Annotated in this window: 28 protein-coding genes; 15 read left to right on the top strand and 13 right to left on the bottom strand. The window is 64.5% G+C overall.

Features of this window, described 5'->3' with window-relative positions; all coding sequences use genetic code 11:
• Nucleotide 1 precedes the first annotated feature (1 nt).
• Both LB566_RS06520 and LB566_RS06515 read right to left on the bottom strand, forming a co-directional pair.
• Nucleotides 2–1,411: an ATP-binding protein gene (locus LB566_RS06520; RefSeq protein ID WP_224623785.1), complete on the bottom strand. Its 1,410-nt coding sequence runs from the start codon at nt 1,409–1,411 to the stop codon at nt 2–4.
• Nucleotides 1,408–2,124, bottom strand: a complete 717-nt coding sequence (locus LB566_RS06515; protein WP_140556209.1) for a response regulator — start codon at nt 2,122–2,124, stop codon at nt 1,408–1,410. Before LB566_RS06515 ends, LB566_RS06520 begins: the two co-directional genes overlap by 4 nt.
• Before the next feature lie 278 nt (nt 2,125–2,402).
• On the opposite strand from LB566_RS06515, the gene LB566_RS06510 reads away from it, so the two are divergent.
• From LB566_RS06510 to clpS, 4 genes are all read left to right on the top strand, one after another.
• Complete coding sequence (locus LB566_RS06510) at nt 2,403–2,705, top strand: hypothetical protein (RefSeq protein WP_140549836.1); 303 nt, start codon at nt 2,403–2,405, stop codon at nt 2,703–2,705.
• 39 nt (nt 2,706–2,744) lie between these two features.
• Entirely contained in the window at nt 2,745–2,975 is a 231-nt protein-coding gene (locus tag LB566_RS06505) for a hypothetical protein (protein ID WP_140549837.1), read from the top strand.
• A gap of 214 nt (nt 2,976–3,189) precedes the next feature.
• A complete protein-coding gene (locus LB566_RS06500) occupies nt 3,190–3,513 on the top strand; it encodes a hypothetical protein (RefSeq protein WP_140549838.1) in 324 nt (107 codons plus the stop codon).
• 100 nt (nt 3,514–3,613) lie between these two features.
• Nucleotides 3,614–3,919 carry an ATP-dependent Clp protease adapter ClpS gene (gene clpS / locus LB566_RS06495; protein WP_140496053.1) on the top strand — a complete coding sequence of 102 codons (306 nt, stop codon included), beginning with the start codon at nt 3,614–3,616 and terminating at the stop codon, nt 3,917–3,919.
• Between the two features lie 44 nt (nt 3,920–3,963).
• On the opposite strand, the gene LB566_RS06490 is transcribed toward clpS, so the two are convergent.
• From LB566_RS06490 to LB566_RS06475, 4 genes are all read right to left on the bottom strand, one after another.
• Nucleotides 3,964–6,042, bottom strand: coding sequence for a hypothetical protein (locus tag LB566_RS06490; protein WP_224623784.1), 2,079 nt, complete (start codon nt 6,040–6,042; stop codon nt 3,964–3,966).
• A 63-nt stretch (nt 6,043–6,105) separates the two neighbouring features.
• Nucleotides 6,106–8,928: a DUF4159 domain-containing protein gene (locus LB566_RS06485; RefSeq protein ID WP_224623783.1), complete on the bottom strand. Its 2,823-nt coding sequence runs from the start codon at nt 8,926–8,928 to the stop codon at nt 6,106–6,108.
• A complete protein-coding gene (locus tag LB566_RS06480) occupies nt 8,925–9,860 on the bottom strand; it encodes a DUF58 domain-containing protein (RefSeq protein ID WP_224623782.1) in 936 nt (311 codons plus the stop codon). Before LB566_RS06480 ends, LB566_RS06485 begins: the two co-directional genes overlap by 4 nt.
• Nucleotides 9,860–10,864: an AAA family ATPase gene (locus LB566_RS06475; RefSeq protein ID WP_224623781.1), complete on the bottom strand. Its 1,005-nt coding sequence runs from the start codon at nt 10,862–10,864 to the stop codon at nt 9,860–9,862. Before LB566_RS06475 ends, LB566_RS06480 begins: the two co-directional genes overlap by 1 nt.
• 135 nt (nt 10,865–10,999) lie before the next feature.
• Between LB566_RS06475 and LB566_RS06470 the strand changes: the two genes are divergently transcribed.
• The 3 genes from LB566_RS06470 to LB566_RS06460 are packed head-to-tail and all read left to right on the top strand — an operon-like array spanning nt 11,000 to nt 13,537.
• Nucleotides 11,000–11,629: a DUF1285 domain-containing protein gene (locus LB566_RS06470; protein ID WP_140550008.1), complete on the top strand. Its 630-nt coding sequence runs from the start codon at nt 11,000–11,002 to the stop codon at nt 11,627–11,629.
• 13 nt (nt 11,630–11,642) lie between these two features.
• Entirely contained in the window at nt 11,643–12,275 is a 633-nt protein-coding gene (locus LB566_RS06465; protein WP_140896680.1) for a CoA pyrophosphatase, read from the top strand.
• Entirely contained in the window at nt 12,272–13,537 is a 1,266-nt protein-coding gene (locus LB566_RS06460) for a CCA tRNA nucleotidyltransferase (protein ID WP_224623780.1), read from the top strand. Before LB566_RS06465 ends, LB566_RS06460 begins: the two co-directional genes overlap by 4 nt.
• A gap of 59 nt (nt 13,538–13,596) precedes the next feature.
• On the opposite strand, the gene LB566_RS06455 is transcribed toward LB566_RS06460, so the two are convergent.
• The 3 genes from LB566_RS06455 to hemF all read right to left on the bottom strand — a co-directional run bounded on the left by LB566_RS06455 (nt 13,597) and on the right by hemF (nt 15,484).
• Nucleotides 13,597–13,782 (bottom strand): DUF1059 domain-containing protein, encoded by a 186-nt coding sequence (locus LB566_RS06455; RefSeq protein ID WP_140496047.1) that lies wholly within the window; start codon nt 13,780–13,782, stop codon nt 13,597–13,599.
• Nucleotides 13,783–13,997: 215 nt separating this feature from the next.
• Nucleotides 13,998–14,258 (bottom strand): DUF1344 domain-containing protein, encoded by a 261-nt coding sequence (locus tag LB566_RS06450; protein WP_140516926.1) that lies wholly within the window; start codon nt 14,256–14,258, stop codon nt 13,998–14,000.
• Nucleotides 14,259–14,569: 311 nt separating this feature from the next.
• Nucleotides 14,570–15,484 carry an oxygen-dependent coproporphyrinogen oxidase gene (gene hemF / locus LB566_RS06445; protein ID WP_224623779.1) on the bottom strand — a complete coding sequence of 305 codons (915 nt, stop codon included), beginning with the start codon at nt 15,482–15,484 and terminating at the stop codon, nt 14,570–14,572.
• Between the two features lie 119 nt (nt 15,485–15,603).
• Here hemF and LB566_RS06440 point away from each other — a divergent pair, with 119 nt between their 5' ends.
• The gene (locus LB566_RS06440) at nt 15,604–15,861 is read left to right on the top strand and encodes a hypothetical protein (RefSeq protein WP_023770299.1); all 258 of its coding nucleotides are present in this window, start codon (nt 15,604–15,606) and stop codon (nt 15,859–15,861) included.
• Between the two features lie 67 nt (nt 15,862–15,928).
• On the opposite strand, the gene soxR is transcribed toward LB566_RS06440, so the two are convergent.
• Both soxR and LB566_RS06430 read right to left on the bottom strand, forming a co-directional pair.
• A complete protein-coding gene (gene soxR, locus LB566_RS06435) occupies nt 15,929–16,399 on the bottom strand; it encodes a redox-sensitive transcriptional activator SoxR (RefSeq protein WP_140549845.1) in 471 nt (156 codons plus the stop codon).
• A 150-nt stretch (nt 16,400–16,549) separates the two neighbouring features.
• Nucleotides 16,550–17,023 (bottom strand): tRNA (cytidine(34)-2'-O)-methyltransferase, encoded by a 474-nt coding sequence (locus LB566_RS06430; RefSeq protein WP_224623778.1) that lies wholly within the window; start codon nt 17,021–17,023, stop codon nt 16,550–16,552.
• Between the two features lie 283 nt (nt 17,024–17,306).
• On the opposite strand from LB566_RS06430, the gene LB566_RS06425 reads away from it, so the two are divergent.
• The 5 genes from LB566_RS06425 to LB566_RS06405 are packed head-to-tail and all read left to right on the top strand — an operon-like array spanning nt 17,307 to nt 22,440.
• Nucleotides 17,307–17,828, top strand: a complete 522-nt coding sequence (locus LB566_RS06425; RefSeq protein ID WP_181172394.1) for a hypothetical protein — start codon at nt 17,307–17,309, stop codon at nt 17,826–17,828.
• A gap of 28 nt (nt 17,829–17,856) precedes the next feature.
• Nucleotides 17,857–19,758, top strand: coding sequence for an ABC transporter ATP-binding protein (locus LB566_RS06420; RefSeq protein ID WP_224623777.1), 1,902 nt, complete (start codon nt 17,857–17,859; stop codon nt 19,756–19,758).
• A 13-nt stretch (nt 19,759–19,771) separates the two neighbouring features.
• A complete protein-coding gene (locus LB566_RS06415) occupies nt 19,772–21,655 on the top strand; it encodes an ABC transporter ATP-binding protein (RefSeq protein WP_224623776.1) in 1,884 nt (627 codons plus the stop codon).
• Nucleotides 21,656–21,659: 4 nt separating this feature from the next.
• Nucleotides 21,660–22,127, top strand: coding sequence for a GNAT family N-acetyltransferase (locus LB566_RS06410; protein ID WP_140549848.1), 468 nt, complete (start codon nt 21,660–21,662; stop codon nt 22,125–22,127).
• A gap of 1 nt (nt 22,128) precedes the next feature.
• Nucleotides 22,129–22,440, top strand: a complete 312-nt coding sequence (locus LB566_RS06405) for a DUF6665 family protein (RefSeq protein WP_224623775.1) — start codon at nt 22,129–22,131, stop codon at nt 22,438–22,440.
• Here LB566_RS06405 and LB566_RS06400 read toward each other — a convergent pair.
• Both LB566_RS06400 and LB566_RS06395 read right to left on the bottom strand, forming a co-directional pair.
• Entirely contained in the window at nt 22,421–23,305 is an 885-nt protein-coding gene (locus tag LB566_RS06400) for an alpha/beta fold hydrolase (protein WP_224623774.1), read from the bottom strand. The two genes, LB566_RS06405 and LB566_RS06400, sit on opposite strands and share 20 nt — an antisense overlap.
• A 146-nt stretch (nt 23,306–23,451) precedes the next feature.
• Nucleotides 23,452–23,796 (bottom strand): cupin domain-containing protein, encoded by a 345-nt coding sequence (locus tag LB566_RS06395; protein ID WP_224623773.1) that lies wholly within the window; start codon nt 23,794–23,796, stop codon nt 23,452–23,454.
• A 312-nt stretch (nt 23,797–24,108) separates the two neighbouring features.
• On the opposite strand from LB566_RS06395, the gene petA reads away from it, so the two are divergent.
• Together petA and LB566_RS06385 are read left to right on the top strand one after the other, a co-directional pair.
• Nucleotides 24,109–24,669: a ubiquinol-cytochrome c reductase iron-sulfur subunit gene (gene petA, locus LB566_RS06390; RefSeq protein WP_140496036.1), complete on the top strand. Its 561-nt coding sequence runs from the start codon at nt 24,109–24,111 to the stop codon at nt 24,667–24,669.
• A gap of 16 nt (nt 24,670–24,685) precedes the next feature.
• A complete protein-coding gene (locus LB566_RS06385; RefSeq protein WP_140496035.1) occupies nt 24,686–25,987 on the top strand; it encodes a cytochrome b in 1,302 nt (433 codons plus the stop codon).
• The last annotated feature ends 23 nt before the right edge of the window (nt 25,988–26,010 follow it).

Raw genomic sequence — 26,010 nt, 5'->3', positions numbered from 1 at the left:
CTCAAGCCGCCAGCGGCAGGCGCAGCTCCGTCAGCAGGCCGCCGTCCGGATGGTTGGACAGGCGGATCTCGCCGCCGGCGGCACGCGCGATGTTGCGGGCGATGGTGAGGCCGAGGCCGAGGCCGCCGGTCTGGCGGTTGCGGGACTGCTCCAGGCGCACGAAAGATCCGAACACGGCATCGATCTGGGCTTGGGGAATGCCCGGCCCTTCGTCACGTATAGCCAGCGTGATCGTGTCGCCCGACCGGTACAGGCTGAGATGCGCCTTCTTGCCGTAGGTGACGGCGTTCTGCACCAGATTGGTGACGCAGCGCTTGAGCGCCACCGGTCGTGCCATGCAAATCAATCCCCGCGAGCGTGTGTCGTCATTGTCGAACGACACGTCCGGATAGGCGTCGGCGATCGATTCCACCAGCGACCAGAAATCGATGCGTTCGCTCTTTTCCTCGGTCACCTCGAAGGTGGCGAAGTCGATCACCGAGCTGGCGATGCTCTCGACATCGGCGAGATCGTGCGCCAGCGCCTCGCGAACCGCGGATTTGCGCAACAGCTCCAGGCGCAGCCGCATTCTGGTCATCGGCGTGCGCAGGTCGTGCGCCAGCGCCGCGGCCAGGTGCTCACGGTCCTCGACATATTCGCGCAGCCTTGCCTGCATGGCGTTGATCGCCTTGGCGGCGGCGCGCACCTCGCGGCTGCCGCTTTCGGCGATCGGCGGGCTCTTGAGGTCATTGCCGATCCGGTTCACGGCGGTTTCCATCATCCGGTAGGGCGCGGTCAGCCGGCGCAGCGACCAGATCGACATGATCACCACCAGCCCCGCGATCAGCGAATAAAGCGGCAGGCTGTCGAAGCTCAGGATCGGGCCGACAGGCGTGATCGGCTCGGTGAAGTTCAGCCACTGGCCGTCGGCGAAGCGCAGCGACGCTGTCAGTTTGTCGCTCTGGGCGAAGTTCGCCGCCAGCATCAGAAGGTCGCGCTCCACCTGGCCGACGTCCCTGTTCATGACCTCGCCGCCGGGGGTGTCGGATTCCTGCGTCGCCGGATCGCGCCGGACGCGCGCGTCGGTGACGCCGAACTTCGACAGCCGTCCGACGAGAATGTCTTCCAATTCGGCGAGTTCATCGTCGCCGGCGATCGACGAGGTGACCGCGGGGGTATCTGAAACGGTGAGAGCATAGGTGGCGTTGAAAAGGCCGGATGCGGTCGCCTTGCGTTCCTCGGGTGTGGCGGCATGCATCAACTGCACCAGCGAATAGGCCCGGTCGTTGAGGCGGTAGAGATCGACCACGTCATTGGCGGCGGCGCGGTCGCGCGACACGATGTAGAGCGTCGCGACCTGGCTGATCAGCAGGCCGGCAATGACGATCAGCAGTACCCACACAGGCAGGGTCTGCGGCAGGAAACGTCTCATTCGGAGGTCGTTTCGGGAAGGAACTGATAGCCGCCGCTGCGCACCGTCAGGATCAGCTTGGGCGTCTTGGGGTCGTCTTCCATCTTGCGCCGCAGCCGGCTGACCAGGATGTCGATGCTGCGGTCGAAGGAATAATCGCTATCGCCGCCGGAGAGTTCGATGAGCTGATCGCGGGTCAGCACGCGCTGGGCGCTCTTGACGAAGGTCTGCAACAGGTTGAACTCCGCCATGGTCAGTTCGACCCTGACATCGTCGGGCGCGGTCAGCCGGCGCCGCGAACAATCCATCGTCCAGCCGGCGAAGCGGTAGATCTGCTTCGATGTGGCGCGCTTGGGCTCGGGGGCGCCGTTGCGCCGCAGCACGGCGCGTATGCGGGCTAGCAATTCGCGCGGATCGAAAGGTTTGGGCACATAATCGTCGGCGCCCATTTCGAGGCCAACCACGCGGTCCGTCGTCTCGGTGACGGCGGTCAGCATGATGATAGGCGTCGAATACTGGGCCCGGATGTCACGGCACAGTTCCAGCCCGCTCCTGCCAGGCAGCATGACGTCGAGCACGATGAGATCGACCTGCGCGCGGCGCAGGATCGTCTCCATCTCGGTGCCGTCCGCGGCAACCGAGGTATGCAGGCCGCGCTTCTGGAAGAACTCCTGCAGCAGGTCGCGAATGCCCTTGTCGTCGTCGACGATCAGTATGTGTGCGTCGGATTTCACGGGAATCCTGTCTTTGTTGACTTGCCAAGCCGGCAGGCGGCCACCCACACGATAGAATTCGGGCCATATGTTGGCCAGTGCCTTGGATTTCAAGGCAAGGCAAATCCAGCATTCTCAACACCGAATGCTGGCGGCCTTGCGCCGGGGTGGCCAGACACAATCCAGAAACAAAATTCTATAATCGGGAAAAACTCCTGAAAAACTAGGCCGGCATAACGGTGCCGTGGCGGTCAGGTCATTTGGCCGCGACGCAAGTCTCCGGGTTCACGGATTAACCGATGCCGAGGTTGTCGATCAGTTTGTTGGGTGCGTTGATGGGCATTTCGCTCGTCACAGCCGCTGCTGGACAATCGGATGCAAAAGTGACGCTCACCACCCGGACCGAGCGGTGTGCCAATCTCAGCCACCAATTCGACGAAGCCCTCGAAACCCATGCCACGGCAACGCAGGTCACCGCGGCAAAGGCACTTCAGAGAAAGGGCAACCGGTACTGCGCCGCCAAGAAACAGGCACAGGGCATCCGGATGCTCGCCAACGCTTTGAAGTTGCTGGGGGTGACACCGAACGACCCGGTTCAGTGACACTCGAAACCCGACCCGCATGAAAAGGGAAATGAAGTCATGAAAAAGTCCATCCTCTCCGCCACCGGTCTCGCCGTTGCTCTCGCCTTCGCCATGCCAGCTCTCGGCAACGCCGCTGCCACCACGACGGCTCCGGCTGCTTCCTCGACGACCACCGCTCCGGCGACCACGACCGCCAAGCCTCCGGTGAAGAAGGTCGTTGCCAAGAAGCACAAGAAGGCGAAGAAGATCGTCAAGAAGACCGACAAGAAGGTCGCTCCGAAGGCTTGATCCAGGTCGGGCACAACTGCCTGCCTTATGACAAGGCCGCTCCAGTCGCGTTTTGCTGGAGCGGCCTTCTTCCTGTCCGAAAAAGCCGAAGGCCGTGTATCGGCAATGAAGCGAACGGACAGGTCCGAAAGATGTGGCCGAAGCCGGTGCCGGCGGCTTCCGCCCCGATCGGCCCTTAACCCGATTGCAAGGCCGGCGCCGTAGGACAATCCGCATGAAGAGGCGGCTTTCGTCCATTCTGCGCTCGATCGTGTTCGGTGGCCTGGTCGCCACCGGCGCCGCCCGGCTGCTGATCCTGTTTACCGCCAGTCCCGTGCCGGATCCGGCCAGCGGCCGCACCGAGCCGTCACTGTTCGCGCCTGTGATTTCCACCGACTGGGATTACATCACGCCCGCGCAGGCCTGGCTGCTCATCGCACTTGCCAGCGTGACGCTGATCTGCGTCGCCGCCTGGCCGGTCGCGTCCTGGATGGAACGCCGGTCGGATGCGGCCGGAAATTTGCCCTCCCGGCGCGGCTTCGGCCGCCAGGGCCGTTGAACCGCGGGCCACACTTCCCACATAGCTCTGTGATTGGACGCTCGCTTTCGCCCGTGCGAAAATAGGGGCGTAGCCGAGGCTCGCGCAATTGCCGGTTCCCATGCCTGAAATCACGACAAAGCCCCGTACGCAGACCCTACCCAAGACCGAGCGGCCGAAGCTCTACAAGGTCATCCTGCTCAATGACGATTTCACGCCGCGTGAATTCGTGGTGACGGTGCTGAAGGGCGAGTTCAAGCTCAGCGAAGACCAGGCGCATCGGGTGATGATCACGGCGCATCGGCGCGGCGTCTGCGTCGTCGCGGTCTTCACCAAAGACGTCGCCGAGACAAAGGCGACACGGGCCACCGACGCCGGCAAGGCCAAGGGCTATCCGCTGATGTTCACGACGGAGCCGGAGGAGTAGAGCAGAGCTTTCCCTTCTCCCAGAGGGGAGGAGGGAAAATGCCCCTATCGTCCCTCGCGGTACCACATCGAACCCATCGCCAGCAGCAGCAGGCCGAGACCGAGGAAGCCGCCGAACAGCGGCACGCGCGAGACCGCCTTGAGTACGCTGTCGTCGGTGGTGCGCAGGCCGATCCAGTCGGCGCCGGATGCTTCGCCCGAGGATCGTACGGGCACGATCGAGGGCAAGGTCACGTCGCCGCCTCCAAGGGTCGATCCCGCAAGCCTGCGAACGCTGCCGCCGGTAGCTTCGGCGGGAGCCTTCAGCCGGTCCTGCGTGGAAACGACCTCGGCGAATTCGGGTGCGTTGACCGGCCCGACATGGGCGAGCGCGGTAAGGTCGCCATTGCCGACCTGATAAAGGCCGATCTCGGAAGTCTGGGCGCTGCCCAGGAAGACCCCGGGTTCGGATTTCTCGAGCTTGACGGTGATGGTCTTGCCGGAGGGCGTGATGATCTGGGCCGGGCCGGGGTCGTCAGCCATGGTCTGGCGGCGGATTTCCAGCATCATGCCGCGCCCGTCGGCGGTCAGCCGCTCCTCCTCGAGCTCTGGTTCCTTCATCAGCCAGTGGGCGATGCGGCGGTAGAGCTGGACATGCGGGCCGCCGCCTTCGAAGCCGCGCGCCCACAGCCAGCCCTGATCGGACAGAAGCATGCCGACGCGGCCTTCTCCTTTGCGGTCGAGCAGGAGCAGCGGCCGGTTGTCGGCTCCCTTCATCACCACCTCGCCTTCGGGATTCTGCACGCCGATGGTGCGGAACCAGCGGCTCCAGTGCGGCGGCTCGCTGGCAGAACCGTCGAGACCGCGCGTCACCGGATGGCGCTGGCCGATGTCGGTGAGGCGTGGGTAGAACGCCTTGTCGACGACCTCGCCGGTCGGCATCGCCGGCAGCGCCGACATCAGCGGCGTACGCGCGATCGAGCTTTCGCCGGCATACTCGGGTCCGGCCGCGATCAGCAGCGCGCCGCCCTTTTCGACATATTCGGAGATGTAGTCGTAGTAGAGGATCGGCAGCACGTCGCGGTGCTGGTAGCGGTCGAAGATGATCAGGTCGAAATCCTTGATCTTCTCGACGAACAGTTCCCGCGTCGGGAAGGCGATCAGCGACAATTCGTTGATCGGCGTTCCGTCCTGCTTTTCCGGGGGCCGCAGGATGGTGAAATGGACGAGATCGACCGAGGCGTCGGATTTCAACAGATTGCGCCAGGTACGCTCGCCCGCGTGCGGCTCGCCGGAAACGAGCAGCACGCGCAGGTTCTCGCGAATGCCGTCTACCAGCGCGATGGCGCGGTTGTTGGTGTCGGTGAGCTCGCCCGGCTCACGATCGATGGCGAGTTCGATGATGTTGCGTCCGGCGCTGGGGATGGTCACCTGCAGCGGCATGGCCTGGCCGACGGTGGCATGCTCGACCGCGACCTGCTCGCCATTGACCGAAACGCGCACATCGACCGGCCCGGTCTCGTTGCTGGTTGAAATGACGCGATAGGTCATGTCGAGCGGCTTGCCGACGAGGGCGAAACGCGGCGCGTTCTCGAAACGTATGCGGCGATCCTTCTCGTGGTCGTTGCCGGTGACCAAGGCGTGCAGCGGGGCATTGAAATCGGGCGCGCCGGCGGGCGCGTCATGCACTTCGCCATCGGTGATCATGACGGCGCCGCCGATACGCGAGGGCGGCACATCGCGAAAGGCGTTTTCGAGCGCGCCGAACAGCCGCGTTTCCGTGCGTTCCTCGGCGGCCTCGGACTTGCCGGCCTCGACAACGCGGACATCGAACTGCTTGAAGCGGCTCAGACGCTGCTGCAGCCCGGCCAGCGCCTCGTCAGTCTGTTTGGTCCGCTCACCGATGTCCTGGCTCTGGCTGCGGTCGACGATCAGGGCGACCACGCTTTGCTGCGGCTCGCGCTCCTCGTTGAGGAACACCGGATTGAAGAGAGCGGCGGCGAGCGCCAGCAAGGCGACGAGGCGCAGGACCGCGCCGCGCTGGCGAAACCAAAGGCCGACGGCCGCTAGCAGGGCCAGCGGCACCAGCACCAGGGCCAAAAGCGGCCAGGAGATCAGCGGTTCGAAGGAGATCGACCAGTTCATGTCTTACCCTCCCCCTTGCAGGGAGGGCCTATCCGGGGGGCGGGCGCAAGGACGAGCGTCATCTTACTGCCCCAACCGTTCAAGCAATATGGGCACGTGCACCTGGTCGGATTTGTAGTTGCCGGTCAGCATGTACATCATGATGTTGACCCCGGCGCGCAGCGCATAGATGCGCTGCATCGGATCGTTGGGCACGGTCGGCAGCAGCGGGTCGCCATTCTCGTCGACGGCCCAGGCGCCGGCGAAATCATTGGCGGTGATCATGATCGGCGAGACGCCGTCACCAGTACGCACCGGCCGGTTTTCGGCATTGCTGGCGTCGAGCGATGCCTCGACCCAGAGCGGGCTGCCGGCGAAGCGGCCAGGGAATTCGGGCAGGATGAAGAAGGATTTGGTCAGCACATGATCCGACGGCACCGGCTCCAGCGGCGGCACGTTGAGGTTGCCGAGGATGTCGCGCAGCCGCTCGGTGGCTGGGCTGGTCGAGTCGGCGCCGATGCCGTTGGCGAACTGGTCGCGCGTGTCGAACAGCACCGTGCCACCTTGCTGCATATAGGCATCGATACGGGCAATCGCGGCCTGGCTGGGCATGGCTGCGGCCGGATCGATCGGCCAATAGATGAGGGGGAAGAACGACAGCTCGTCCTTGGAGATGTCGACGCCGGCCGGCGCGCCCGGCTCGAGCGCGGTCTTTTCGATCAGGAAGCGGGTCAGGCCCTCGAGCCCGGCGCGGCTGATCGAATCGTCGCCGGGCACGCCGGTCAGCACATAGGCGATGCGGGTCTTGGAGATGTCCTCTATGGCGGCGGTGTCGCCAGGCTTGGCATCGTCGGCGCGCGCGGGGCCGACATGGCCGAACAACGCGCCGAGCGCGATCAGAATGGCCGCCATGGCGGTTACGGCGGCGGCGCGGCGAGGCCTGCGCGACAACAGGCCGCCCATCCAGAACACCGCCAGCGTGTCGAGCAGCATCAGCGCCAGCGCGGCGGCCACCAGCGCACCCTTCAGATTGCGCGATTCGTCAAAGGCGTACTGGATCGTGGTGACCGGGACAGTGATTTGCGGGCGCGCCAGCGGCGCAAGCGTGCTTGTCGCATCGAGCAGATTGTGAGCGAAGACGCCGGCCTCCGAGCCATAGAGGCCGGGCGGGTTCTCGAACGTCACCGGCAGAGCGCCGGCGCCCGGCACCAGCGGGCGCGCATCCGGCGTCGGCGGCACCAGCATTCCGTCGGCCGCTATCATGCGGTAGGGCGCCAGCGAGGTGGCGGCGGCTTCGGCATTGGCAACCGCGGCGCCCTGGTTGCGCGACAGCTGCACGATGCGGCGCAGCATCTCGACGAAGCTTCCCGAGATCGGCAGGTTCGACCAGGTTGCTTCGGGCGTGACATGGAACAGCACGAGCGTGCCCTTGCCCTTCTTCAGCCCGGTGACCAGCGGCGTACCGTCGGCAAGCGCTGCCCAGGTGCGCTCGACGATATCGGGCGTCGGTTCGGCCAGCACCTGCCTGGAAACTGTCACCTCGGTCGGCGGCGCCAGGTCGGCGAAGGGGCCAGCCTTGGGGAATTCGGTGACCGGCTGCGGCGTGGTCCATGACAGTGCGCCGCCGAGCGAGCGTTCGCCGGTGCGCAGACGCACCGGCAGAAGGTCGTCGTCATTGCCGGCGGCGGCCAGCCGCGACCCGGCGAAACGCACCAGCGTGCCGCCCTTTTCAACCCAGTCGACCAGCCTTGGCCTGATCTGTGCGGGAATGGTGCCGATATCGGCCATGACGATCATCGCCGGCTTCTGGTCGAGGATCTGCGGAATGGCGTCGGCCAGGTCGGCGCTGGAAGGTTCGACCAGGTCGGCGAAGGGCTGCAGCGCGCGCCTGATGTAGTAGAGCGGCGACAGCAGCGGCTGCGCCTGGTCGGCCTCGGCCTGCGACAGGAGTCCGACGCGGCGGCGCTTGGAGCTTTCGTCCAGCACGCGCACGGCGCCCGCCTGACGCTCGCCATCGAGCGCGATCGAAGCGAAATCGTTGCGCAGTTCGAACGGCACCGCCATGGTGCCGGTGGCGGTGGATTGGCCGGGTGCGAAAGTCAGCGTCGCATCGGCGATGCGGCGGCCCTTGTCGTCGAAGGCGCCAGCGGTGACTTGCGCCGGGGCCGCATCGCCGGGCGGCCGGATGGCGGTGAGGGCAAAACCGTCGACCTCGTTCTCGGCGCCCGTCAGGCCGGTCAGCGACATCCGGTCGGCAACGGCCCACACGACGCGGGCGGCGTTTTTGGATAGAAGCGTGTTGAAGGCGGCCTCGTCGCCCTTCGCCGCCAGGCCGTCGGCGAGCACGGCGACGCTGGCGCCCGGCAGGCGCTCCAGGGCGGCGGCGACGCGGGCGTAGAGCGCCGGCCGGTCGGTCGGGATCGGCCGCGGCTTTGCCGCGCGCAGGCGGTCGAGCGCCGCGGCCGCATCGAACGGGCCGATCTCGGCATTGGGTTTTTCGGCGGTGAAGGCGATGATGATCGGCACGCCGTTCGAACCGGCGTCGGCGATCAGCCGCTCGGCGGTTGCGATGCGCTTGTTCCAGTCGGCGGCGCTTGCCCAGCCATTGTCGACGACCAGCGCCAGGGCCGCGCCCTCGGCCGGCAATTTCTCGCGCGGATTGAAGACCGGTTCGGCAAGGGCGGCGACGATGAGCGCCGCCATCAGCAGCCTGAGCAGTGTCAGCCACCAGGGGCTCTGCTGCGGGGTTTCCTCGCGCTTCAGAACACGCGCCAGAATCTTCAGCGGCGGAAACACCTCGGTCTGCGGCCTGGGCGGGGTCAGCCTGAGCAGCCACCAGATCACCGGCAGTGCCAAAAGACCCCACAGCAGCATGGGCGCGCCAAAGGAAAGCGGCAGCCAGCTCATGCGGAGGCCTTTCCGGCGCGGCCAACAGCGGTCAGCCCGGGCTGACCGCCATCGGTCATCGCCATGTGCAGGCGTACCAGGGCGTCGGAAGCCAGCCGATCGGTGTGGTTGACGGTGAAGCTCCAGCCGAGCCGCTTGCACCAACTGGCCAGTTCCTGGCGTCGGGCGCCATAGAGCAGGCGATATTCATCGGCCAGCACCTCGGCGCGTCCGGCGGTCAGCTTGTCGCCGCTCTCCGGGTCGGTGAATTCGGTGCGGCCGGCATAGGGGAATGTCTCCTCGGCCGGATCGGCGACCTCGATCAGATGCGCGCGCACGCCGTGGCGGGCGAGCACGTCGAGCCAGGCCATGGTCTCCTCCACCGGGTCGAGGAAATCACTGGCGATGACGATGTCGCAGAAGCGGCGGATGCCGGAGAGATCGGGCTTGGCCGGCAACTCGCCGGCATGCATGAGCTGGGCGGCGATGCGCTCCGCGCCATTGCGGGCGGTGAACGGATCGGTAAGGCCGGGCCAGGCGATGCGCTCGCCGCTGCGCGACAACAGCTCGGCCATGGCCAGCGCCAGCACCAGGCCGCGCGATTGCTTGGAAACGGCGGCACCGGACGACTTATAGAGCATGGACGGGGAGGGGTCGGCCCACAGCCACACCGTATGGGCCGCTTCCCATTCGCGGTCGCGCACATAGGTGTGGTCGTCGCGGGCCGAGCGGCGCCAGTCGATGCGCGAGGAATCGCCTTCGACATAGGGCCGGAACTGCCAGAAATTCTCGCCGATGCCGCGCTTGCGGCGGCCATGCCAGCCGGCGATCACGGTGTTGACGATGCGGCGCGCCTCGACCAGCAGGTCGGGCACGAGCGAAGCCCGCAACCGGCCGCGGGCGAGCGCGTCGCGCGTCGCTGCCGGAGCCTGGAGCTCGCCGATGCGCGCCATCAAATCCCTTTCACGAGCTTGGCCACCACGTCGCGCACGCTGGTGCCTTCGGCGCGGGCGGCGAAGGTCAGCGCCATGCGGTGCTGCAGCACCGGCTCGGCCAGAGCACGCACATCGTCGACCGACGGCGCCAGCCGCCCATCATAGAGCGCGCGCGCCCTCGTGCACAGCATCAGTGCCTGGCTGGCGCGGGGACCCGGGCCCCAGGCGACATGCCTGTCGGTTTCGGCGTTTCCCTGGCCGGGGCGCGCCGAGCGCACCAGGGCCAGGATCGCCTCGACCACGCTTTCAGGCACCGGCATGCGGCGGATCAGCGTCTGGATATCCCTCAGCCGCGCCGGCTGCAGCACATTCTGCGCCTTCGCGTCCTCGACGCCGGTGGTTTCCAAAAGGATGCGGCGCTCGGCCTCGAGTTCGGGATAGAGGATGTCGACCTGCATCAGGAAACGGTCGAGCTGTGCCTCGGGCAGCGGATAAGTGCCTTCCTGCTCCAGCGGGTTCTGCGTCGCGAGCACATGGAAAGGCGAGGGCAGGTCGTGGCGGGCACCGGCGATGGTGACGTGATACTCCTGCATGGCCTGCAGCAGCGCCGACTGGGTGCGCGGCGAGGCGCGGTTGATCTCGTCGGCCATCAGCAACTGCGCGAAGATCGGCCCCGGAATGAAGCGGAAGGAGCGCTTGCCGAATTCGTCCTGCTCCATCACCTCGGAGCCGAGAATGTCCGAGGGCATCAGGTCGGGGGTGAACTGGATGCGACGCGAATCGAGGCCGAGCACGATGCCCAGCGTCTCGACCAGCTTGGTCTTGGCGAGGCCGGGCACGCCGACCAGCAGCGCGTGGCCGCCGGCCAGAAGCGCCACCAAAGCGCGTTCGACGACACTTTCCTGGCCGAAGATGATGCGACCGACCCCGTCGCGGACCCTGGAAATGTCGGCCAGCGCCTTCTCGGCCTCGGCGACCATGTCTTTTTCGCTGATCGGGCTTTCCTTGACCATCACGCTCATGCAGCATCGATCCTTGTGGTTGGAAATACCAGCTTGACGCAGAATGCCGCGATTCGGCTCCGTCTGGCGCCTGCCGTCAAATTTAAATCACAGAGTTAGGCTGACAAGCGCAACAACAGTGACTATTTCGTGACGATGGCAGAGGGCTCCGAACAAAGACAGCAAAGCCTGGCGGCCGCGACCGAGGCGCGCGGCCTCGAGGCGCTGATCTCGCGCGCGGCCCGCGCCGGCAAGGGGCCCGCCCCGGTGGAGCGCTGGAATCCCGATTTCTGCGGCGATTTGGATATGGAAATCAAAGCCGACGGCACCTGGTTCTATCTCGGCACGCCGATCGGCCGCATGCCGCTGGTGCAGCTTTTTTCCTCGGTGCTGCGCAAGGACGCGGATGGCAGGACCTATCTGGTGACGCCGGTGGAAAAGGTGGGCATCCGCGTCGTCGACGCACCCTTCATCGCCGTCGAGTTGGATGTCTCGGGCAGTGGCGAGAGCCAGATCATCACGTTTCGCACCAATGTCGGCGACGTCGTCGAGGCCGGGCCGGAGCGGCCGCTGCGCTTCGTCGACGAGCACGAGACCGGCGGGCTGAAGCCTTATGTGCTGGTGCGCGGGCGGCTGGAGGCGCTGGTGGCGCGGCCGGTGATGTACGAACTGGTCGAGCATGGCGAGGAAATCGAGATCGACGGCAGGTTGATGTTTGCCGTTCGCTCCAAAGGCCAGGCCTATCCGATCATGCCGGCCGACAGGCTGAGGCAGCTGAGCGCGTGACGGACAGTTCATGATGGACCAGGTGACGCCGACGCCGTTTTCCATTGCCGATCTGCGCGCCCGCTTTGCCGCGCAGCCGCAGGCGCATGCCGGCGACGACTATGGCGATCATCGCTTCAATCCAGGCCATCCGCGCCTCCACCGGGCAAAACCGCTGCGCGATGCCGCGGTGCTGATCCCGATCGTCGATCACCAGGGCGATGCCACGGTTCTTTTGACCAAGCGGGCCGAGACGCTGCGCAACCACTCCGGGCAGGTGGCCTTTCCCGGCGGAACGATCGATGCGACCGACGCCAGTCCGGAAGCAGCGGCGCTGCGCGAGACCTTCGAGGAGATCGGCCTTGGCCGGGACCATATCGAGGTCATCGGCCGCATGCCCGATTACGTCGCGGGCAGCGGTTACAGGATCGCGCCGGTGCTGGGCATCGTGCGGCCGCCTTTCCAGCTGACGCTCAATGCCGAGGAGGTAGACCTGGCCTTCGAAGTGCCGCTGCGCTTCCTCATGGATCCGGCCAACCACATCAGGGACAGCCGCATTTGGAACGATCTCGAATGGTTCTTCTACGACATGCCCTATGGCGACCGGCGCATCTGGGGCGTCACCGCCGGCATCATCCGCACGCTCTATGAAAGGCTCTATGCGTGAAGGTCTCGATCGCTGACAGGGCCGACTGGCTCGGCGACAAGCATCTGCAGCGCCTGCTTGCCATTCTGGCGAGCGGCGGCGAGACAGCGCGGGTCGCCGGCGGCGCAGTGCGCAACACGCTGATCGGCCAGCCTGTCGCCGACATCGACATCGCCACCACCTGCCTGCCGCAGGAGACAATCCGCCGCGCCGAGGCGGCGAGGTTCAAGACCGTTCCCACCGGCATCGAGCACGGCACGATCACCGTGATTGCCGGCGGCAAGCCTTATGAAATCACCACGCTGCGCGCGGATATCGAGACCGACGGCCGCCGCGCCAAAGTGTCCTTCGGGCGGGATTGGAAGCTTGATGCCGAGCGGCGCGACTTCACCATCAACGCGCTCTACGCGGAAGCCGACGGCACGGTCGTCGATCTGGTCGGCGGCGTCGCCGACATCGAGGCGCGCCGGCTGCGCTTCATCGGCGATCCGGAAGCGCGTATCCGCGAGGACTATCTGCGTATCCTGCGCTTTTTCCGCTTCTTCGCCTGGTATGGCGAAGGTCGGCCGGACGCCGAGGGGCTGAAGGCTTGCGCCCGGCTGAAGGGAGGGCTCGTGCAGCTCTCGGCCGAGCGTGTCTGGTCCGAACTCAAAAAGCTGTTGTCGGCGGCCGATCCGTCCCGCGCGCTGTTGTGGATGCGGCAGGCGAGCGTTTTGACCAGTGTGCTGCCGGAAAGCGAGAAATGGGGCATCGATGCGATCCACGGCCTGGCCAGAGCCGAGAAGGATCTGGGCTGGACCGCGGAGCCGATGCTCAGGCTGGAGGCGATCGTGCCGCCGGACGCGGCGCGCATGAAGACGCTGGCCGAGCGGCTGAGACTGTCGACGGCGGAAGCAAACCGTTTGCGCCACTGGGCGCTTACGCCGGGAATCGAGCCGAAAACGACCGAAGGCGAACTGGCCAAGACGCTCTACCGCGGCGACCGGCAGGGGGTCGTCGACCGGCTTCGCCTGTCACTCGCAGCGGCACGGGTGCGCGCGGTGGACCAGACCGATGCGCTCATCGAGGCCGGCGGCTTTTCCCGACTTCTCGCCTTCGCGCTGAGATGGGAAAGGCCCGTGTTTCCACTCAAGGGCGCCGATCTGACGGCGATCGGGGGGATACCCGGGCCAAAACTCGGCGCGATCCTCAGGAATCTCGAAGTGGAATGGGTCGATGCCGGGTTTGGGCCCGATCGCGACGCGCTGCTCAAGCGCGCCGCGCAGGCCCTGAAGGCCGGATAAAGCATCCGTCAACGCAATCCGGGCGGAAATCGCTGCGATTTCCCGGAACTTGCTCCAAATCAGGCGGCGTCGCGGACCTTCTCGATGCGCGAGCGGATCGCTTCGATCATCGTTTCGCGGATGATCGTCTCGCCATGCGTCTCACGCATATGTTCGACGGCACGGCGCATGACCTCGGCTTCCTCCTCGGCGCGCGTGTGCCATTCACAACCCGGAACGAGCGAGCCGCAGTGGAATTCCTTCATGGGATTTCTCCTTTTCCTCCATGGAGTCCGGTCGACCGTCCTGCAAAAGGCGGCAGGGACTCCACATCTTCTTGGCGCGTTGTCCGACCTTGAAACCGGTTGGACCGCGAGCGGGTGAAACCATAACACAGATGGGGTGGCATTGATTACCGTCAACGGCAAAAAGGCGGAGCAGCGCTGCTCCGCCCTCTTACGCCAGCCCTGTGGGCAGGTCATCACTTCATGATCTTGACTGCCTCGGCAACCTTATCCTTGCCGCTCATGTCCCATGAAACTCTGACCTTCTCGCCGACCTTCAGGCCAGGATCCTTGAAGGTCCGGGGAAGCGTAAAAGACGATCCATTGTCGAGAACCAGGCTCTTGGCCGCCGTATCAAAGGTCTTGATCGTGCCGGTGGTGTGCTTGACGGCGGCGAATGCCACCGAACCGGAAGCGAGAAGGGCAGCCGCTGCGGCCGAAACAATGATCTTGCGCATTGCGAAGTACTCCTGGAAAGCGCGGGCACCCCTTTTTGGCGAAGGTGTCCCGCATCGTCCTGGGCCGTCCGGTTGCGTCGAGTCGCGATCCGCTTCGTTCTGACGCAATTCCGGACGGAGAACCGCTCTGCGCTCCTGGAATTGCGCAGGCGAACCGCCGGCGCTTCCCGACCCGTCCTGACAAATAGCCCAGTCTTTTCCGAAGCCTATTAGACGAAAAAGAAACTTTGCGAGGGCTCCCGCGCCACATTCGATGCCCATTTCGAGGCGAATGGGACATCAATGCGGCTCACGGCGCGCTCACCATCTTTTTACGGCCAGCGCGCCTCCGGCGGCAGGCTGGAGAGGATCGAGGCGACGTTGCCGCCGGTTTTCAGGCCGAAAATGGTGCCGCGATCATGAAGCAGATTGAACTCGACATAACGGCCGCGGCGGATGAGCTGTTCGTCACGGTCGCCATCGGTCCAGTTCTCGTTGAAATTGCCCCGCACGAGATGGCCATAGACGACGAGAAAAGCGCGCCCGACATCCTGGACGAAGTTGAAATCGGCATTCCAGCCGCCTTTGTCCTGCCCCGAATGCAGCCAGTCGAAAAAGATGCCGCCGGTGCCGCGCGGCTCGTTGCGATGCGGAAGGAAGAAGTACTCGTCGCACCAGGCCTTGAATTTCGCATGGTCGGCGACACCGGCATTCTTCTCGCAGGCGAACTGCATGGCGCGGTGGAAGGCCATTGTGTCGGGGTCGTCCTGCGCGCGGCGCCGGTCGAGCACCGGGGTAAGGTCGGCGCCGCCGCCGAACCAATGGCGCGAGGTGACGACCATGCGCGTATTCATGTGCACGGCCGGAACGTTGGGGTTCCAAGGGTGCGCGATCAGCGAAATGCCGGATGCCCAGAAGCGCGGGTCCTCCTCGGCGCCGGGCATCTGCTTCCTGAATTCGGGCGAGAACTCGCCATAAACCGTCGAGGTGTGGACGCCAACCTTCTCGAAGACTCGGCCGTGCATCATCGACATGGTTCCGCCACCGCCCTTGCCGGAGTCACGCTCCCACGGCGTCCTTTCGAACCGACCCGGCGACCATGAAGCGAGCGGGCCCTGGAGATCCTGCTCGATCAGCTCGAAAGCACCGCAGATGCGTTCGCGCAATGCCTCGAACCACAGGCGTGCCTTCATCTTCTTTTCTTCGATGTCGGCGGGCAGGCCAGCCGGTATTTCAGGTCGTTCCAAGTGCTGTCTCCGGTTTCGGGGCGGCCGGCCCCTACAAATGACTCGTCTTTTGCCGGCGCGATCCCTAATCTCTTAGGGGAAAGGGTCAAGTCTGATCTGATCGGAGCAAGGAGACCTTCGTGCGCACCCCGGCAAGACCGCCGCTGGATGGCCTGAAGAAAAGGCTCGATCAAAGCCGGGCTGAACGCGCGCGCATGCCGCGCGACGGATTTTTGCGCGAAACCTTCGTCCTGCCGCGTTCGGACGCTCGCTTGAAGGCAAAGGAATGGTTCGAGCGCTTCCCCAAGCAGGCTTACTGGACCGAGATCGAAAGCTGGTTCGAACGGCCGGGCGATTTGATCGAGTTCACCATAAGGCGCCTGCCGGCGGCGGATTAGGATTTCCTCGCCCTGTTTACGGGGACAACCAATACAGGCGCCGCCCTTGTATCCGCCTTCACTACGCTCAGGTACCTTCTCTCCGTGAACCAAGAGAAGGAAGAACCAGCCTTCTCGCCCCTGTTCCTTGCCTGGCCAGCCGGTCATCCTTGTTGCGGAGCGGACATTTGTCGATCGACATGCAGCCGCAGCCGATGCAGTCGGTCAGCCCGTCGCGCAATTTCTTCAATTGACCGATCTTGCGGTCGAGCCCGTCGCGCCAGGCGGTCGACAGCAGGCTCCAGTCGTCGCGCGTCGGGGTGCGGCCCTCAGGCAGGGATTGAAGCGCCGTCGCTATCTCGGCCAGCGAAATGCCGACCTCCTGCGCGATCTTGATGATGGCCACGCGCCTCAGCACGTCGCGGCCGTAGCGGCGCTGGTTGCCTGACGTGCGGTGGCTGCGGATCAGGCCGCGAGCTTCGTAGAAATGCAGCGCCGACACCGCGACACCGCTGCGCGCGGCCACTTGGCCAACCGTTAATTCCGCTGCTGGCGCCATCTCGCACTTTTCCGCTTGACCTCAAGTTAAGTTGAGCTTGTAGCGAAGAAGCCATCGACATGCAAATGACAGGAGATGGCGATGTGCGCCTGGGTGAGAATGACGGGCGAGGGCCGTGTCGCCGCCGCCGGCGGTACCGTGGCCGCCGCTTCAGCAGATGGCATTCTGGCCCAATTGCCGTATGGCTTCGCCGGCCACCATGGCGACGGAGAGCGCGACATTGATGCTGCGCGCGCCGGCCTGCATCGGAATCGTCAGCCGCGCGTCCGCCGCCTGATGGACCGGATCCGGCACGCCTGCGGATTCGCGGCCGAACAAAAGGATGTCGCCAGTGGCGAAGTTGAAGCTGGTGTATGGAGTCGCGGCCTTGGTCGACAGCAGGACCAGCCGGTGCGCGCGGGCCTTGCGCCACTCCTCGAAGGCGTGCCAGTCGACATGCCGGGTCAGGGCAGCCATTTCGAGGTAATCCATGCCGGCGCGCCTGAGCGTTTTATCGGAAAGCGGAAAGCCGGCCGGTTCGATGATGTCGACGCCGATCCCGAGGCAGGCAGCGAAGCGCAGGATTGTGCCGGTATTGCCGGCGATGTCAGGCTGGTAGAGGGCGATGCGGAGACGGTCGTTCATTTCCGCATCCTTCTGTTAAGTGGCAAATCGGCCACAGCGGCTTCGCGGTTTTGGAAATTGCTGGACCTGCGGGTGGCCATTTTCTGCGAAGTCGGGTATACAGCGTACATTGTCAACCCGAACCGAAGGAGGGGTAATTCATGATGACCATGCACATCCAGCACCCTCTCCGTGGGCTTACATGCCCCCTGGCGGTTTCGGTACGACGGTTCTCCTGATCTCTTAGACGCTTCCGCACCGATTTCCGCCGAAACCATTCACTGGTCTTCGAAGGAATCCTGCGATGTTTTTCAAGCTGCCGAAGGGGCCGATGGCCCCACCCCAACGCGTCTCGACTGATCAGCCGCCGATCCCGCGGCAGGACGTCGAACACCCTTTTTATCTCTATTTCCACACGGAGGACGGACCGATGTTCGATCCCTACAGAATCCCTGGCTCGAGGAGCCTGCATATCCACCGGCTGCCGACCTGGGCGCTGTTGATCGGCGAAACCTATTCGTCGGCGGTCCACGCCGAGGTTCGCCGGCGTCCGCATCGCGGCATGTTGCCCGATGTCGATTTCTCGCGAGCGGTTCCCGACCCGAGCCGGCCCTCGTTGGTGCGCCGCATCATCCGGGCGATCCGGCCGGGCGCGAAGATCCGACTTGTCGACACCGCACCGTCAGGATCGGCAAAAGAGCCTGTCGGCGAAAAGCCCGCGAGCCCCTATATAGCGCGAAGCAGGGCCGACGGTCCGGATGATTCCGGACCGTCGGCCCTCGGCGCCATGCGGTCCGAGGACTTCGTACGTTCACGCGCCGCGTGAGCGGAAACAGATTTCATGAGCATGACCTATGTTGTTGTTTAGCTGGTTTGAAAAAAGGCTCGATCCGTTCCCGGCCGCGGAGCCGGTCGAGCCGCCCAAGACCCTGGTTGCCTTCTGCCTGCATTACACGCGCGGCGCATGGCCCTATATCCTTGTCGATGCGGTGCTGGTGGCGGCAATCGCCATCGCGGAAGTATGGATGTTCGGCTTCCTCGGCCGCATCGTCGACTGGCTTTCGGGGCAGAACCGAGAAACCTTCCTGCAGACGGAGGGCTGGAAGCTCGCCAGCATGGCCTTCATCGTGCTGTTCGCGCTGCCTGGCACGGTATGGCTGCATTCGCTGCTCAACCAGCAGACGCTGATGGGCAACTATCCCATGCGTATCCGCTGGCAGGTGCATCGCTATCTGCTCAAGCAGTCGATGAGCTTCTACCAGGACGAATTCGCCGGTCGCATCGCCACCAAGCTAATGCAGACGGCACTCGCCGTGCGCGAATGCGTGATCAAGGTGATCGACGTCCTGAATTACGTCATCGTCTACTTCCTCGGCATGCTGCTCATCGTCGGCTCGGCCGACTGGCGGCTGGCCGCGCCGCTCGGCGTCTGGGTGGTCGGCTACATCCTTCTGCTGCGCTATTTCATTCCTCGGCTGGGCAAGGTCGGCGAGGAACAGGCCAATGCGCGCTCGGTCATGACCGGCCGCGTTGTCGACAGCTACTCCAACATCCAGACGGTCAAGCTGTTCAGCCATGCCCGCCGCGAGGCCTCCTTCGCCAAGGAGGGCATGATGGGCTTCCTCGACACGGTCTACCGGTCGATGCGGCTGGTGACGGTGCTGTTCGGCTCGCTCTACATCCTGAATGCGCTTCTCCTGTTCTCGGTTACCGCCATCTCGCTGTGGCTGTGGCTGGGCCAGGCGGTGACGATCGGCGCGGTCGCCGTGGTCATCGGCCTGGTTCTGAGGATGTGGGGCATGTCGCAGTGGATCATGTGGGAGATGTCGGGCCTGTTCGAGAATATCGGCACGGTGCAGGACGGCATCGCCTCGATCTCGCTGCCGCGCCTTGTCGAGGACAGGCCCGGTGCGAAGGAGATCACGGTCGCCAAAGGCGAGATCCGCTTCGAAGACATCCGCTTCCATTATGGCAAGCAGAAGGGCATCATCGAGAACCTGTCGCTGGCGGTGAAGCCGGGCGAGAAGGTCGGCATTGTCGGCCGCTCCGGCGCCGGCAAGTCGACGCTGGTCAATCTTCTGCTGCGGTTCTACGACCTCGAAGCCGGCCGTATCCTGATCGACGGCCAGGAGATCGCAGCGGTGAAACAGGATTCGCTGCGCGCCCAGATCGGGATGGTCACGCAGGACACCTCGTTGCTGCATCGTTCGGTGCGCGAAAACATCCTCTATGGCCGGCCCGACGCCAGCGACGACATGCTTGTCGAGGCTGCGCGGCGCGCCGAGGCGCTGGACTTCATCGGCGGCCTTTCGGACCATAGCGGCCGCAAGGGATTCGACGCCTATGTCGGCGACCGCGGCGTCAAACTGTCCGGCGGCCAGCGGCAACGCATCGCCATTGCTCGCGTTATGTTGAAGGACGCGCCCATACTTATCCTTGACGAGGCGACGTCGGCGCTGGATTCCGAGGCGGAAGCGGCCATCCAGGAGAACCTCTATAAGCTCATGCAAGGCAAGACCGTCATCGCCATCGCCCACCGGCTGTCGACCATCGCGGCGATGGACAGGCTTGTGGTGATGGACCAGGGCCGCGTCATCGAGGAAGGTTCGCACGAGGAACTGGTGGCCAAGGGCGGGCTCTACGCGCAGCTCTGGCAGCGCCAGTCGGGCGGTTTCCTGCTCGATGACGGCCCGATCGGTGCCGCAAACGACGTTGTTGCCAATGACGTTGGCGCAAAGGGACAAGCCGCAGAATGATGGCCGCCGCCGCATGATGACAGCCGTCTATCGCTGGTTCGAGAACTGGGTCTATCCGTTCAGGGAGCCCGCGAATCTTCGGCCGCCGTCCGGCGTCGCCGGTTTTCTCTGGCACTATGTCGGCCAGGCCAAGTTCGCCTTCTTCGCCATGCTGGTCATCGGCGGCATCGCGCCGCTGGTCGAGGCCGGGCTGTTCTACTTTGTCGGGCGGCTGGTCGACATCCTCGACCAGCTTCCCGGCGAACGCAGCTGGCATGCGCTTTGGACGGCCGCCGGGCCGGAGCTTGTGTTCATGGTCGTCGTCGTGCTGGTCGTCCGTACCATCGTCGTCGGCCTGTCGGCGCTGGTCGACGAGCAGACAATCACGCCCGGCTTCTACAATCTGGTGCGCTGGCAGGCGCACCGGCACGTGTCGCGCCAGTCCTATTCCTTCTTCCAGAACGATTTCGCCGGCCGCATCGCGACAAAAGTCTGGCAGGCCGGGCAAGCGACCGGCGACCTGATGGAAAGCTTCATCGAGGTCGTCTGGTTCATGATCGTCTATACGGTGACGACGCTGGCGCTGGTCGCGGGACTGGATCTGAGGCTCGCTGTGCTGGTGGTGATCTGGATCACAGCCTTCGGCTTTCTGGCCAGGCTCTATCTGCCGGCGATCCGCAAACATGCCGAGGCCACCGCGGAGGCGGGGTCGATGATCACCGGCCGCATCGTCGATTCCTACTCCAACGTGCAGACGCTGAAACTGTTCTCCGCCGATGGCGACGACCGCTACATCAGAAGCGGCTTCGACATCTATCTCGACGCGTTGCGCCCGTTCACGCGCCGGCTGACCGGCGTGCGCATGGCGCTGACGACGCTGTCGGGCATCATGATCACGGCGATCGGCTGCTTTGCCGTCTATCTCTGGGTCGAGGGCTCGATCACCGTCGGCGCGGTCGCCTTCACGCTGTCGCTGGTGCTGCGGCTCAACATGCTGCTTGGCCGGCTTATGATGCAGCTCAACAGCATCCTGCGCAATCTCGGCGTGCTGGAGAATTCCAAGGCGCTGATCTCGCAGCCGCTCGGCCTAGTCGATGCACCCAACGCCGGGGAACTGGTCGTGGCCGGCGGGCGCATCGAGGTGAAGAATGTCGAGTTCCACTACGGCAAGGGGTTCGGCGTGCTCAACGGCATCGATCTCGTGGTGCGGCCGGGCGAGAAGGTCGGCCTGGTCGGGCCGTCCGGCGCCGGCAAGACCACGCTCGCCAACCTTATCCTGCGGTTGTACGAACTCGAAGGCGGAAAGATCGCCATCGACGGCCAGGACGTCTCCCGGGTGACGCAAAATTCGCTGCGCGCCAATATCGGCGTCGTCAGTCAGGACACGGCGCTTTTCCACCGTTCGCTGCGCGACAATATCAAACTCGGCATGCCCGACGCCACCGACGCGCAGGTGATCGCGGCGGCCAGGAAAGCCGAGGCGCATGATTTCATCCTGACCTTGCGCGACAATCGCGACCGCCAGGGCTACGAAGCCTATGTCGGCGAGCGCGGCGTCAAACTATCGGGCGGCCAGCGCCAGCGCGTGGCGATCGCCCGTGTCTTCCTCAAGGATGCACCGATCCTGATCCTGGACGAGGCGACCTCGGCACTCGATTCCGACATCGAGGCGGCGATCCAGGAAAACCTGACGCGGCTGATGGAAGGCAAGACGGTCATAGCCATCGCTCACCGGCTGTCGACCATCGCCGCGCTTGACCGTCTGGTCGTGCTCGACGGCGGCCGCATTGTTGAACAAGGCACGCATGACGAGCTGGTGGCGCTCGACGGGCTCTACGCGCGGCTGTGGAAGCGTCAGTCCGGCGGCTTCCTCTATCACGAGGAAGCCGTGCTGGAAGAGACGCGGCCGGCGGAGTAGCGGCATGGGCGCGACGCAGGAGACCGGCTATCTGCTGAAACGGCTGCGGCCGACGACGCCGGCCTTCGATGCGCTGATGGAAGAGAGCCGACGGGAAGGCTACTGGATGCTGGTGCGGCTTCGCGACGGCTGGACAAGCGGCCGCAACAAGTTCCTGAAACAGGGCGAGGCGCTGTTCGGAGCATGGCACGGCGCCGAACTCGCCGGCGTGTGCGGGCTGAACATCGATCCCTATTTCGAGGGAAGGGACCACGGCCGGGTCCGGCATCTGTTCGTCGGCGCGCGCCATCGGCGCACGGGCCTTGGCCGCATGCTGGTCGAGACCGTTGTCGACAGGGCGCGCCACTATTTCGCCGTGCTCAACACCCGTGCGCCTCAGGAAGCCTTCGGCTTTTATGAGCGGCTTGGCTTCGCGCCGGTGGCGGGCGAAGAATTCGTCACGCACCGGATGATTTTCGAGAAAGGAGGTTGAAATGTCCTTGCGCCCGCCGTCCCGTCTGACCGGCGCCTCGGCCGCTGAGGCCGCCTTCGACGCGCTCGGCCATGAAGTCCTTGCCGAGAAGGCGGCGGCGCTCGGCCGCGCCGGACAGCGCGTCGAAGAAACGCTGGCCCGGCTGCGCAACAATGACGACGAGCAGTTGCGTCCCCGGCTGCTCAAGGAGGCGGCGGTGGCGGTGCACGGCTACTTCATCCAGCGCGAGCTCTGCGGCCTTCGAAAGCACGATGCCGTCATCCGCGAATACGACATCCCGAAGGCGGTGCTGGTCAGGCTCGGCGCCATGTAGGGTCGGCGTTTGCCGCGCCGATCTCCCTGTGGAATCTCGCAAGGCGGATGGCGAGCGCTTCGGGATTCTCGTCGGCGACGAAGTGCCCGCTGTCGGCGATAATGTCGCCTTCGACATTGGAAAGCCCGGCGGCCCTAAGGCCTTCGACATAGTCGCCGATGTCGCCGGACTCGGCCGAACCCCTGAGATACAACACCGGAATCGCGATCGGCGTCGCGGGCTGCGCGGCATTGGCTTTGGCATCTTCGGGGAAGGCGCGATACCAATCGAAACCGGCCTGGAGGCTTTCAGGCCGGGAATAGGCTCTCGCATAGATTTCCCTGGCCTGCGCGGGGATCGACGCCCGATCCTTCGAAAGCACATTGAAGAAGAAGTCGAAATAGGTGCTTTGGTGGCCGCTCACCAGCGTTTCCGGCAGCGCCGGGACGGCATGGAAGGCAAAGTGCCAGATCCGCGGATTGCGAATGACCTCTTCCCATGGCGCGACACCTGGAACGGCGACATCCATGATCGCCGCGCCGGAAAGGATCTCAGGATGGTCGCGCAGCAGGGCGAACACGATCTGGCCGCCGACATCATGACCGGCCGCCACGAGGTGCCGCAGCCCGCAAGCCTCGGCAACGCCTCTCATCAGCCTCGCCAGGGTTCTCTTGTCGCCGGCCTCAGGCATGCCTTGCGAGCCGCCGATGCAGGGCAAGTCAGGTGCGACGACCCGGTAGTCGGCAGCCAGCCGGCCGATTACCCCTTCGAACGCATAGGAGCTTTGCGGCCAGCCATGCAGCAGCAGGAATGCAGGCGCTTCAGCCGGGCCTGCCTCGCGGATCGCTATGCTCAGCCCTTCGATTTCGATTTCAGAGGTTTGCATGTCCTGGCCCTGCCGGCTGCCTATGCCATAGATCTAGGCGGCGATCGGAAAACCGACAGGGCTGGATTATTTTGATGCCGTTGCGGACGGAAAGCGTTTCACACTTTTCCAGGAATTGCGCTTTCCAGGAATCACTTGGGCCGGGATCACTCCAGCCACTGGGTGATGAAAGTGCCGTTCTCGTGGATGTCGGTCGTTTCCAGCGGGCCGGGGCCGAGATTGGTGAATTTGTGCGGCGTGCCGGGCGGCACGATGACGATCTGGCCGGCGGAGGCCTCGATCTCCTCATCGCCGACCGTGAACAGGCCGGTGCCCTGGCGGATGATGAAGATCTCGGCGTAGGGATGGGAATGCAGGCGCGGTCCGCCGCCGGTCTCCGGCAGATAGTTGAAGATCAGGCAGGAATTGGAGCCGTAGGGGGCGCATTGCAACTCGCCCTTCCAGCGGTCGGGGCGAACAGCCCATTCCTCGCGGTCTATGACATGCGCCATGGTGCAGGATAGACCATCCCGGGGCCAGGTGTCGAGGCGAAGCTGGACGCCGGATTAGCCGTTGTTTCCCGGTTGTTTGGCGGTGTTTCACAGCCATTCGTCGTCTTGTCGGGCGGTGGCGGATTCTGCCCCCGCGACAATCTGCCCTTGTGCCTTCACCCGTCTGGACAAAAACGGACTTCACGCATAAACCGAAGCCCAAATGCCGGAGGAATTCGCTAGCCTGTTTGCCATGCGCTGTCGGGTTGGCGTGAATGGGCGGGGAACAAGGCTCGGCCACCGGCACGGAAGAGGCGAAAGGATCAGGCACCCGTGAGCGCAACCGACACCCAGGATCCCAACCGTCGAGATTTTCTCTACGTCGCCACCGGCATGGCCGCCGTGGTCGGCGCGGGCGCCGTCGCCTGGCCGTTCATCGACCAGATGCGCCCCGATGCCTCGACGCTGGCGCTCGCGTCGGTCGAGGTCGACGTCTCCTCGCTGACGCCGGGCATGTCGCTGATCGTCAAGTGGCGCGGCAAGCCGGTCGTGGTGCGCAACCGCACCGAGAAGGAGATGAAGGACGGCGAGGCCGTCAATCTCGCCGATCTCAAGGATCCGATCGCCCGCAACGCCAACCTGCCGGCCGACGCGCCGGCGACCGACGCCAACCGCACCACGCCCGGCAAGGAAGCCTGGATGGTGATGGTTCAGGTCTGCACGCATCTGGGCTGCATTCCGCTCGGCCAGGAAGGCGATTTCGGCGGCTGGTTCTGCCCGTGCCACGGTTCGCAATACGACACCGCCGGCCGCATCCGCAAAGGCCCGGCGCCCGAGAACATGGCTGTGCCGGTATTCAAGTTCATTTCCGATACCAAGATCCTTATCGGTTGAGGCAGGGGATAATTCGATGAGCGAGGGACACTCGACCTATACGCCCAAGACCGGTATCGAGCGCTGGTTTGATGCGCGCATGCCTCTGCCGCGGCTGATCTATGACAGCTTCGTGGCCTATCCGGTGCCGCGCAACCTCAACTATGCCTGGACCTTCGGTGGCATCCTGTCGATCATGCTGGTGGCGCAGATCCTGACCGGCATCGTGCTCGCCATGCACTACACGTCCGACACCAATCTGGCCTTCGATTCGGTCGAAAAGATCATGCGCGACGTGAATTCCGGCTGGCTGCTGCGCTACATGCATGCCAACGGCGCGTCGTTCTTCTTCGTCGCGGTCTACATCCATATCTTCCGCGGCCTCTATTACGGTTCCTACAAGGCGCCGCGCGAGCTGCTGTGGATCCTCGGCTGCATCATCTATCTCCTGATGATGGCGACCGGCTTCATGGGCTACGTGCTGCCGTGGGGCCAGATGAGCTTCTGGGGCGCCACCGTCATCACCGGCTTCTTCAGCGCCATTCCACTGGTCGGCGATTGGATCCAGCAGCTTTTGCTGGGTGGTTTCGCGGTCGACAATCCGACCCTCAATCGCTTCTTCGCGCTGCATTACCTGCTGCCGTTCATGATCGCCGGCGTCGTCGTGCTGCATATCTGGGCGCTGCATGTCGTGGGCCAGTCGAACCCGACCGGCATCGAGGTCAAGTCGAAGACCGACACCGTCGCCTTCACTCCTTACGCGACCATCAAGGACGCGTTCGGCATGATCGTGTTCCTGTTCTTCTTCGCCTATTTCGTCTTCTATCTGCCGAACTATCTCGGCCACCCCGACAACTACACGGTCGCCAACCCGCTGAAGACACCAGCCCATATCGTTCCGGAATGGTACTTCCTGCCGTTCTACGCGATCCTGCGCGCCATCACCTTCAACATAGGGCCGATCAACTCCAAGCTCGGCGGCGTGCTGTGCATGTTCGGTGCCATCGCCATGCTGTTCCTGGTGCCGTGGCTCGACACCTCCAAGGTGCGCTCGGCGGTCTACCGGCCCTGGTACAAGCTGTTCTTCTGGCTGTTCGTGGCCGATGCCATCCTGCTTGGCTGGCTGGGCTCGCAGCCGGCGGAAGGCAGCTATGTGTTCATGGCGCAGATGGCGACGCTGTTCTACTTCGCCTTCTTCCTGATCATCATGCCGGTGCTCGGCCTGATCGAGACGCCACGCAGACTGCCGAACTCGATCACCGAGGCGGTGCTCGAAAAGAACAAGGGCGGCAGCGGGCATCCGGCGGGCGCCACGGCGGCACCTGAGACCAAGGGCTGAGCGGTAGAGAATCTAAGGGGATT

The sequence above is a fragment of the Mesorhizobium sp. CA13 genome, from assembly GCF_020165235.1.
Lineage (GTDB): Bacteria > Pseudomonadota > Alphaproteobacteria > Rhizobiales > Rhizobiaceae > Mesorhizobium.
Note: the sequence above shows the minus strand (reverse complement) of the source record. Positions and strands in the feature narration are given on the sequence as shown.